Raw genomic sequence first — 10,872 nt, forward strand, 5'->3', positions numbered from 1 at the left:
CATAACATTGACTATTTCAAGTTTAATCCCTTCTTATATAATATTGGCTTTTTCTTTTTCGCCTTTTTCCCTGTTAATAAAGAACCTACTAGTAAGAAAGTCGGAATTGATGACAAACCTCCAATTAATAACCAATCTCTTGCTTGTATCGGCATTGTGCTAAAGATCGGTTGTAACGGTGGATAATATATAACCACTAGCATGAGTAGTAACGAAATGATAACCGCCCCTACTAAATACACGTTCCCAAATGGATTACGGTGAAAGACAGAATGCTCACTACGACAATCAAATACATGAATAAGCTGAGCAAGTACCAACGTCGCGAACGCTACAGTTTGTGCATATTTCAGTTCATTTGGATGTTGGTTATACGCAATAATAAATGCTACTAACGTCACTGCCCCAATTAAAAACCCTCGACTTATTATTTTCCACGCAAGCCCTCTAGCGAATACCCCTTCTTTCGGGTGGCGCGGCGTTCTCTTCATCACATCTCCTTCTGCCTTATCCAAACCTAATGCCATCGCTGGTAAACCATCAGTAACTAAGTTCACCCATAAAATTTGAATGGGAACCATCGGCAGTGGTAATGCAAGTAACATCGCAAATAACATGACTAAAATTTCTCCAACGTTTGACGCCAATAAGTAGCGAATAAACTTACGTATGTTCTCGTATATATTTCTTCCTTCTTTAATTGCTGATTTAATTGTAGCAAAATTATCGTCTAGTAAAACAAGTGAAGAGGCCTCTTTCGCAACATCTGTCCCTGTAATTCCCATCGCTATCCCAATATCCGCTGTTTTTATAGCTGGAGCATCGTTCACTCCATCACCTGTCATGGCTACTATATGTCCTTGATTTTGCAGTGCCTTAACAATTTTTAATTTATGCTCAGGTGATACACGAGCGAATACATACGTATCTTCTACAACATTTTCTAATTCCTCCACATCCATATTTGCGAGTTCTACGCCTTCAACAACGCGCCCATCTGGTGGCAAAACTCCTAATTGTTCAGCAATCGCCATTGCTGTCACTTTATGATCACCTGTAATCATTACTGTTCGAATACCAGCTTCTTTACACTCTTTTACCGCCTGCGCCACTTCTGGCCTTGGCGGGTCAATCATACCTTGTATCCCAACCAACATAAAATCTTTTTCAACGTCTCTTTCATGTTCAATAGAATCCGTGACTTTTAAAGGTTTAAACGCAACTGCAATTGTTCGAAGCGCTTGACTACCTAAGCTATGAATAGCCGCCTGTACTTCTTTTCTATATAACTCACTTAACGGCTGCTGCTTATCCCCCCATAAAATCGTTTGACTCATTTGCAAAAGAACGTCCGGTGCTCCCTTCGTAACAATAAACTTTTTCCCCTCTCGATCTCGTACAATAACACTCATCATTTTTCGAGTTGAATCAAATGGAAATTCACGAATAATTTCAAATTTCCCTTTCAATGCCTCACGTGTAATCCCAGCTTTCATTGCTGCAGCTACAAGCGCTCCCTCTGTTGGATCTCCATCTAATACGTACGTCTTTTTCTTTTGAATAATATTTGCATTGTTACATAGTGAACCAAATGTAAGTAGCTGATAAAGTGCTTTTGTCTTAGCTGGATTCACTTCTATTTCACCTTTCATAAAAGAGCCATTAGGTTCATATCCTTGCCCTGTCACTTTCCACAATTCTCCGCCTGACCACATATGTGTTACCATCATTTTGTTTTGCGTCATTGTCCCCGTTTTATCAGAACATATAACGGAAGCACAACCTAACGTTTCTACGGCTGGTAACTTTCGTACAATTGCTCTCTTTTTTATCATACGCTGTACACCAAGTGATAAAGCTACTGTAACAATTGCTGGCAACCCTTCTGGAATAGCCGCAACAGCCAGAGACACACCAGCTAAAAACATATGATATACTTCATTCCCTTGATACACCCCAGCTAATACAACGAGCGCTGTCAAAATAAGAGCCACAATAATTAATATTTTTCCGAGCTGCTCTAACCTTCTTTGCAGTGGTGTTTCCATTTGCTCTGCATTTTGTAACATATTTGCAATTTGACCCATCGCTGTATTCATACCAGTTGCTACAACGACACCTGTTCCAGATCCTCGCGTAATCATTGTCCCCATAAAAGCCATATTTTTTTGATCACCAATTGCAACCTCTTGCTCTTGCCCTTGCAATGCTTCTACCTTCTTTTGCACAGGTACGGACTCCCCTGTCAAAGCAGACTCTTCAATATATAAACTTGATGCCTCAACAAGACGCACATCAGCCCCAATACGATCACCACTGGAAAACTTAATAATATCACCTAAAACAAGTGCTTTAGATGGTGCTTTTACCCACTTTCCATTCCGCATTACAGTAACTTGTGGAGCAGCTAGTTCCTTTAAAGCTTCCAATGATTTTTCAGCTTTTCTTTCTTGAAAAAAGCCGAGAATACCATTGATAATAACAATGGCAACAATAGCAATAGAATCAATGTATTCACCTAAAAACGCAGAAACAATTGTTGCTCCAAACAAAACGAGTACCATGAAATCTTTAAATTGCGCTAAAAATACCATTAGTGCAGAAGGCCTTTTTGCTTCTTCTAATTCATTTGTACCAAATTTCTTAATTCGCCCTTCTGCTTCTTTCTCTGTAAGTCCAACCTTTACATTCGTATTCGTTCTTTCTTCCACTTCATGTGCTCGCATTCCATACCAGTTCATCCTGCCATCGACCTCCTGATTCCAGACATACTCTATTGAAAGCTTATTCAGCCTCGTCCAAAAAAATGCTATAATTAACATTTAGTTAGAAAGGAGTGTTCATTAATGGCATTCGATGGACTATTTACAAGAGCGATTACACATGAAATTGAAAATTCTCTTTACACGGGAAGGATTTCTAAAATATACCAACCTTCAAAATACGAGATTTTATTACATATTCGAGCGAATGGAAAGAACAAAAAACTAATTCTTTCATCTCATCCTACATATGCTCGTATGCACTTAACGAATCAAAACTACGATTCGCCAGCAATACCGCCGATGTTTTGTATGCTTCTTCGCAAACATTTAGAAGGTGGATTTATTGAAAAAATTGAACAAATCGACTTAGAACGGATTATCCAAATTACAGTTCGCAGTCGTAATGAAATCGGAGACGAATCATTAAAAACATTAGTAATTGAAATAATGGGACGACATAGCAACATTATCTTATTAGATACGAAAACAAACGTGATTTTAGATAGCTTAAAACACGTTTCATTAGCCGTAAACCGTCACCGAACTGTATATGCTGGTGCTGAGTACGTCGCGCCACCAGCCCAACATAAAATCAATCCTCTGCAAATTGAAACCGCAGATGATTTTATTAGACCGCTAGACTTTCTATCTGGAAATATGGATAAACAACTCGTCGGGGCTTTCATGGGAATATCCCCATTATTTGCAAAAGAAGTAGTAAAGAAAGCCGGTATGGTAAACGAGAAAGCATTATCAGAAGCATTTTTCTCTATACAAACACCATTACTATCTCATGCATATACACCAGCAATGATTACTGCAAATGGAAAAGAATTCTTTTATCTTTTCCCTCTTACACACTTGCAAGGAGAAGAAAAAACATTCTCATCAGTGAGCGAATTGTTAGATCGTTTCTTCTTTGGCAAAGCAGAACGTGATCGTGTAAAACAACAAGCTCATGATTTAGAACGCTTTATGCAAAACGAAAAAAATAAAAACGAGAAAAAACTCATTAAACTCGAAAAAACACTGCAAGATGCCGGAAAAGCAGATAAATATCAACTATTTGGAGAACTACTTACAGCCAATATGTACGCTTTGAAAAAAGGGGATAAAGATATTGAAGTCGTTAACTATTACGACGAAAATGGCGGAACTGTAAAAATCACATTAGATCCTTTAAAAACACCATCTGACAATGCGCAACGCTATTTCCAAAAGTACCAAAAAGCGAAAAATTCAGTTGTTGTTGTAGAAGAACAAATCGAAAAAACAAATGAAGAAATTCTTTATTTTGATAGCTTACTTCAACAAATGGAAGCTGCTTCTTCAAAAGATATTGAAGAAATTCGTGAGGAATTAGCTGAAGAAGGTTATGTGCGCAATCGCAAAACGAAAAACGCAAAGAAAAAACCTACTAAACCAGTATTAGATAAATATTTAGCAAGTGATGGCACAGAGATTTTCGTTGGTAAAAACAATAAACAAAATGATTATTTAACAACGAAGTTTGCCCGCCGTGATGAAATTTGGTTACATACGAAAGACATACCTGGCTCTCACGTTGTCATTCGCTCTTTAGAGCCTGCTGAAGAAACTTTACTAGAAGCTGCCAAAATTGCTGCCTATTACAGTAAAGCGAAAGAGTCTAGCTCTGTACCTGTTGATTTCACCAAAATACGCCATGTCAAAAAACCGAGTGGTGCAAAACTTGGTTTTGTTACGTACGACAATCAGCAAACCGTATATGTAACACCAGATGCTGATATTGTAATGAAATTAAAAGCGTAAATACAAAAATGCGTTGCTTATAAGCAACGCATTTTTTATATTCGTTCACACTAGTTCATATACCCATTTACTAATTCATAACATCTTGCTTTTGTCATCTTGTATTTCTCTTCTGAAGCTTCTATACGTCTCATCGTTCCGTTATTTGTATCAGTACCAATTACTTTAACTTTACTTTCTTTTTCTTTAACCCACGCAATTTGTTTCGTTTTTAACGACTGGAACGCATCAACTGACATCGTACTTCTTAATGTACTGTAAATTTCATTTAGTTTATTATCCCACAGTTGATAATTTCCTTCTATTTCATTTACTATATCGCTTGCGGACATGGTATTTGTATGTTTTTCTTGATTTTCTAGAGTAGATAATTCATTTAGAGCCTTAGTTTTACCTGAAGCTGTTGAAGATTCTTTTGTAGTTTCCTTCTCTTCTTTAGAAATAACTTGTGAACTTACACTATCTTCCTTAACCGTTTCTTGACCTGAACTACTATTTTCTTTCGCTACCTTTTCCTGTTTTTGCTCATCTAAATCATATGTAATAACCGATGTTTTTGCATCTACAGCAATTAATCTAGCATTTTCTTTAAAAATATATTTTTTGTCACCGCTGTCTTCTTCTTTAACAAAATCAACATTCTTAAAGCCTTGAATTTTCAGAAATTCACTAGCTTCTTCCTTCGTAAGTTTTAAATCGCTCGGTGTATGAGATGACCATTTATCCATTAACCATTTTCCATCTTTATAAACGAAAATAAATTCCCATATCTCTGCTTCATTTCCCATATCATTTGAAGGTGTGATAGTCTCAATCGTTAAAATATCTTTTTTCTGTGAATATGTTAATCTCATGTTCGGTTCAATATTAATAGGGAATGGTAGCATATCCGTCTCTCTTGATCGATTAAATGTTGCAAGCGACTTAGGAAGCTGATTTTCTACAAACTTTTCTGAAACCAATCCTTTAACTCCTTTTTTAGCTGTCTCTAAATCCCCAGGATTATTTCGGCTCCATCCATTTTCTTTTTCCATCTCACTAAACGCATTTGCTATTCCATCTACACTCTTTCTTACAATCTTTTTCGCTTCTTTTTCTGTCACTTCTGGCGCTTCATCAAGCTGTTCAATCGTTTCATTTACTTGAACTTTGTGTTCACTTGTTTCACACCCCGTTATAACAAGCATACTAGCGGCCAAACAAAATGACATTACTTTACTTAATTTCTTCATATACTCACATTCTTTAACCCAATTTTTTCGTTACATCCCTTTACCTACAAACAAACCGTAACAACCCCTTATTATACCAATTGTTTTAATTTATTTATACAAAAAATATAATATTTAAATTAAGAGGATTTCTGTTTGCAAGTTTACATTATTGTTCAGTCACATAAACACTTACTGTAAAAAATTTTATATATATTTATTTTACATTCGTCTAGTTTTTTTGACACACAGCTATCCTCTTTTCTTTTATTCTAAATAAATATACTGGCACAATTCTTGCTTTATTAATGTAAAAAGGAGGAATTAAAATGAATGTAAGAATAACTAACATCCAAAAACAACTACATAATTACGGAATCGACGGGTTACTTATTACAAAAAAAGAAAACCGTCAATACGCAACAAACTTTACAGGTAGCGCAGGCGTTGTCTTAATTACTGTGCATAAAGCTATTTTCATTACCGATTTCCGTTACGTAGATCAAGCAAAAACGGAAATAAAAGCAGCAGAAATTATTATGCATAAAGGAAATTTAGAGGAAGAAGTTGCAAATCAAGTATCAAAATTAAACATTCAAAAACTTGGTATAGAAGACAATAATATAACTTTGCAACAATTTAAGAAACTACAAAAATATATACATACAGAAATGGTTCCAGTGTGTGAGATCATTGAAAACATTCGACTTATTAAAGACACATCTGAAATAGAAACAATGAAAATAGCAGCTACGATCGCTGACGAAGCATTTCACCATATTGTTACATTTCTAAAGCCTGGAATAAGCGAGACTGACGTTCGAGATGAATTAGAATTTTTCATGCGAAAAAAAGGAGCTACATCTTCTTCATTCCAAATCATTGTAGCCTCAGGCGTTCGTTCTTCACTTCCCCATGGAGTTGCATCAAATAAAATAATCGAACGAGGCGATATCGTTACATTAGATTTCGGTGCACTTTACGACGGATATTGTTCCGATATAACACGTACCGTAGCAATTGGGGAACCCTCGGAAGAATTCAAAAAAATATACAATGTTGTACGAGAAGCGTTAAAACGTGGGACTGAAGCGATTAAGCCTGGAGAAACTGCGAAAAGTATCGATGATATAACGAGGGATTACATTACAGAACATGGATACGGTCAATACTTTGGCCACTCTACCGGGCACGGTCTTGGGTTAGAAATACATGAACCACTTCGCCTATCCCAAGAAAGTAAGGCAACTTTACAAGAAGGTATGGTTGTTACAGTTGAGCCGGGCATTTACATACCGAACTGGGGCGGTTGTAGAATCGAAGATGATATTGTCATCACCAAAGATGGTTATGACATTATTACAAAATCAAATAGAGAACTAATTGTAATCCCTTGTTAATATTATGAAGGTTTAAACAAAACTTTTTCTTTGCACATAGAATTCATTCTCTGGAGTATTCATTTAAAGAGGGGGAATTTAAATTGAATTTTGTAATTGATAAATTAGAGGGTTTACATGTAGAATTTTCAAAGCTTGTTTGCATGATGAATTACGCTCGCTATACAACAATGCAAGCAGTGGAAGATTTAACAATTGAAGAACTTGATTATTTATATGATAAGGAAGCAAATTCAATTGGCATGTTATTGTATCATATGGCTGCTGTTGAATTTTACTACCAGATTCATACTTTTGAAGACCGTGAACCAACGGAGACTGAATTAGAACATTGGTTACCTGCTATTGAGTTAGGGAGCCTTGGACGCGAGAAAATAAAAGGAAACTCTATAGAATTTTACATCCATACATTACAAGAAGTACGCTCTAAAACAATTGAAAGTTTTCAATCATTACCTGATGAATGGCTGTTTAAAAAGACAAACTTTTGGCATGACAAACCAGCAAATAACCACTTTAAATGGTTTCACGTATTTGAAGATGAAATCAATCATCGCGGACAAATTCGCTTAATTAAGAAGATGCAAAAAGCTCATTCAGTAAAATAAGAAAGTGCCACCGAATAAAGTGGCACTTCCTTCTATTCATTAACGAATAACTTTTCGTTTACTTTTTTAGCGAGTACCGCTACCGACATTAAAATACATATCAAATATAGCAATTTCGCAATAAACAACCACCCTTGAAACATTACAATTCCATCTATTATCTTATTTCCTTTCCATAACAAAAACGGAATCGTACTAATTATAATGACAAACTCAATGCTGAAAACAATTTTCTTTTTTCGGCTATATGCTTTCCATTCATCCCAGCGATACATAGGAGCAAAAATCAATACTCCTATACATAATATAACTGGTACCCATTCACTTTTAAGAAATTGCCCTGAAATAACTGATAATAGTAAACAAACGAGCACACCATAATATCCTATTTTCTCCCTCATTCTCCTTCTCCTGAAATTCCATTTTTAGGATTAATTGTATTTTATCATCCATCCCCCCCTTACCATTACAGTACATGAAATTTCATTTTTTCTTTTCCTATACTCACATACTTTCACTGTTTTCATACAATAAACTACACGAATGCCTAAGGATGTGAATGTTATGGGAGTTGAATTAACGCTATTACACGCTCTCTATATTCTTTGTTTACTCACTATTATTACCTTTTTTATTCTCCGGAAAGATACGACGATTATTTGTATCGTTTTTATCTTTTTATTAGCATTAACCGCTACAAGCTCTATCCCTCTTGCCGTTAGCGGTATTTTTCAAAGTTTCATTTACGCTATTACTGAGCTATTACCAACTATATTAATCATCTCTATTATCGTATCAATGAGCAATCTACTCGTTCATACTGGCATAAATGATACGATGATTTCACCATTTACAAAGATGATTCGTACCCCTGCACTTGCCTACTGGATCATCGGCCTTTTAATGATGACAATTTCTTTCTTTTTTTGGCCTTCTCCAGCTGTCGCCTTAATGGGAGCTATTTTATTCCCCGTCGCTGTACGCGTCGGTCTTCCTCCAATTGGGGTTGCCATTGCTATGAACTTATTCGGACACGGCATCGCCTTATCTGGCGACTTCGTTATTCAAGGTGCACCGAAATTAACTGCAGATGCGGCTGGACTCCCCATTTCCAGCGTTGTTTCTGCCAGTGTTCCTCTTGTAATTGTTATGGGTATTGTGACAACTTCCGTCGCATTTTTCTTCTTACGTAAAGAATTTCATACAGGCTTATCTATACAAGAGTCTATTCCATCAACTGGGTCTTCTAAAGCGCTCACTTCCTTATCTCCTCGGACAAAAAAATGGCTCGCTATTTGTATTCCAATCGTATATGTCATCGATATTCTTTGCATGATTCAATTTAAACTACAAGGAAGTGATGCAACTGCACTGATCGGCGGAACGACTGTTATTATGATTATCATCATTTCTCTCATCGCCTACAAAGGTAATGGACTAAATAAAACGACCGATTATTTTATAGAAGGGCTCCAATTTGGATTTAAAATCTTTGGTCCAGTTATTCCAATTGCTGCACTCTTTTATTTAGGAGATAGCGGCTTTGTGAAAATTATTGGAGACTATTTACCGAAAGGTTCACATGGAATCATTAACGACTTAGGGATTGCCTTATCTCAAACGGTCCCTTTAAACCAATACGTATCGGCGGGAACATTAGCTATCGTAGGTGTTATAACAGGCTTAGATGGATCTGGTTTTTCCGGTATATCACTTGCTGGTTCGGTTGCAAACCTTTTCGGAACAGCTTTAGGTCATGGAACAGCTACATTAACAGCACTCGGACAAATTGCGGCTATATGGACCGGGGGCGGAACGTTAATTCCTTGGGCGCTTATTCCTGCTGCTGCGATTTGCAAGGTAGATCCATTTGAACTTGCACGCCGAAACTTTTTACCGGTTGTTATCGGTTTAATTGTCACCACTATCTTTGCGATATTTATTTTATAACGTAAGCAAGTGTTCTCTTGCTTACATTTTTTCTTGTAAAATTCATCATGAATTACTGGTTTTCAAGAGGGATTCGTTATCACTTAGCGAAATTATATTAGGAGAGTAATTTTTTCAAAACGTTTACGAGAAACAGATTACTTCAATTAGAAAAGGGGACATACCTATGAATGAATTGATTTTCGTCTTATTAATTTGTCCGTTACTTATCTTTATCGTTTCTGTTATTGGAACACGCAAGACGAAAACATATTACGTAATGCCGCTTGTAACGTTTGCTAGTTTTTTAATAATAGGTGTTATCGCCTTTACTCCAAAATTTTTCTTTTGGGTTGGTATGTACAGCATCTTTTCATTTATCGTTTCTTATATGACGCTATTATTTGTAAGAGGATATGAAGTTGCGGAAAACGCTAAATAGTTATTAGCGAGGAGATTTTCTTTGATATTGATGGAACTTTACTTGATTACGATACTGCTGAGAAAAATGGTATCTCACATTTCTTCCAAAAGTATAATGATATTTTTTCAGGAAACGAATTAGAGGCTATGAAGCTATGGCATGAATTATCCGAGAAATATTTCAACAAATTTTTATCCAAGGAATTATCTTTTGAAGAACAACAAGGGATGCGAATGTATCATTTATTTAAAGCATACGGAGTAAACTTATCACCTTGGGAATCTCAGCACAGATTCAAGCAATATATAGAACTATATAAGAACAACTGGACCGCGTTTGAAGATGTACACTATACATTACAGACCTTGCAGCAAGGGGGTCACTCATTAGGTATCATTAGTAATGGTGACTATGAACAACAAGTCAAAAAATTAACTGCCCTAAACATTCTACAATATTTCAAATATATATTTACTTCTAGTGAACTTGGTATATCTAAACCAGACCCTGAAATTTTTCATAGAACTGCATTACAATTGAATCTTGAAATGAAAGATTGCTATTATATTGGCGATCAATTAGAGACTGATGCGATTAGTAGTACAGCAGCTGGGATGCAAGGGATATGGTTAAATCGGGATAACTCACAACTCAAGTACGATATTCCTACTATCTGTTCTTTACATGAAGTTTTAACAATAATATAAAAGACGACCGCGTTCCCCCGCGGTCGTTTTTTTTCAT

General features: G+C 36.1%; 9 protein-coding genes. 6 read left to right on the forward strand and 3 right to left on the reverse strand.

Annotated elements, in window-relative coordinates:
• Positions 1 to 11: 11 nt before the first annotated feature.
• Positions 12 to 2,741: a calcium-translocating P-type ATPase, SERCA-type gene (locus MHI26_RS19995; RefSeq protein ID WP_001104762.1), complete on the reverse strand. Its 2,730-nt coding sequence runs from the start codon at positions 2,739 to 2,741 to the stop codon at positions 12 to 14.
• 105 nt (positions 2,742 to 2,846) lie between these two features.
• Between MHI26_RS19995 and MHI26_RS20000 the strand changes: the two genes are divergently transcribed.
• Positions 2,847 to 4,556: an Rqc2 family fibronectin-binding protein gene (locus MHI26_RS20000; RefSeq protein ID WP_061666368.1), complete on the forward strand. Its 1,710-nt coding sequence runs from the start codon at positions 2,847 to 2,849 to the stop codon at positions 4,554 to 4,556.
• Positions 4,557 to 4,606: 50 nt separating this feature from the next.
• Here MHI26_RS20000 and MHI26_RS20005 read toward each other — a convergent pair whose 3' ends face one another.
• Positions 4,607 to 5,788 carry a lysozyme inhibitor LprI family protein gene (locus MHI26_RS20005; RefSeq protein WP_000736522.1) on the reverse strand — a complete coding sequence of 394 codons (1,182 nt, stop codon included), beginning with the start codon at positions 5,786 to 5,788 and terminating at the stop codon, positions 4,607 to 4,609.
• Positions 5,789 to 6,096: 308 nt separating this feature from the next.
• Here MHI26_RS20005 and MHI26_RS20010 point away from each other — a divergent pair, with 308 nt between their 5' ends.
• Positions 6,097 to 7,167, forward strand: coding sequence for a M24 family metallopeptidase (locus tag MHI26_RS20010; RefSeq protein WP_001102866.1), 1,071 nt, complete (start codon positions 6,097 to 6,099; stop codon positions 7,165 to 7,167).
• A gap of 83 nt (positions 7,168 to 7,250) precedes the next feature.
• A complete protein-coding gene (locus MHI26_RS20015) occupies positions 7,251 to 7,775 on the forward strand; it encodes a DinB family protein (RefSeq protein ID WP_061666367.1) in 525 nt (174 codons plus the stop codon).
• A 32-nt stretch (positions 7,776 to 7,807) separates the two neighbouring features.
• Here the strand turns inward: MHI26_RS20015 and MHI26_RS20020 are convergent, their stop codons facing one another.
• A complete protein-coding gene (locus MHI26_RS20020) occupies positions 7,808 to 8,176 on the reverse strand; it encodes a YoqO family protein (protein ID WP_061666366.1) in 369 nt (122 codons plus the stop codon).
• Between the two features lie 163 nt (positions 8,177 to 8,339).
• Between MHI26_RS20020 and MHI26_RS20025 the strand changes: the two genes are divergently transcribed.
• The 3 genes from MHI26_RS20025 to MHI26_RS20035 all read left to right on the forward strand — a co-directional run bounded on the left by MHI26_RS20025 (position 8,340) and on the right by MHI26_RS20035 (position 10,835).
• On the forward strand, positions 8,340 to 9,725 hold the full coding sequence (locus tag MHI26_RS20025; protein ID WP_000537888.1) for a hypothetical protein: 1,386 nt from the start codon (positions 8,340 to 8,342) through the stop codon (positions 9,723 to 9,725).
• Positions 9,726 to 9,891: 166 nt separating this feature from the next.
• Positions 9,892 to 10,146 carry a YbeF family protein gene (locus MHI26_RS20030; protein WP_001003940.1) on the forward strand — a complete coding sequence of 85 codons (255 nt, stop codon included), beginning with the start codon at positions 9,892 to 9,894 and terminating at the stop codon, positions 10,144 to 10,146.
• Between the two features lie 14 nt (positions 10,147 to 10,160).
• Entirely contained in the window at positions 10,161 to 10,835 is a 675-nt protein-coding gene (locus MHI26_RS20035; protein ID WP_061666365.1) for an HAD family hydrolase, read from the forward strand.
• Positions 10,836 to 10,872: the final 37 nt, after the last annotated feature.

Source organism: Bacillus sp. FSL K6-1218 (genome assembly GCF_038006445.1).
Classification (GTDB): Bacteria; Bacillota; Bacilli; order Bacillales; family Bacillaceae_G; genus Bacillus_A; species Bacillus_A thuringiensis_S.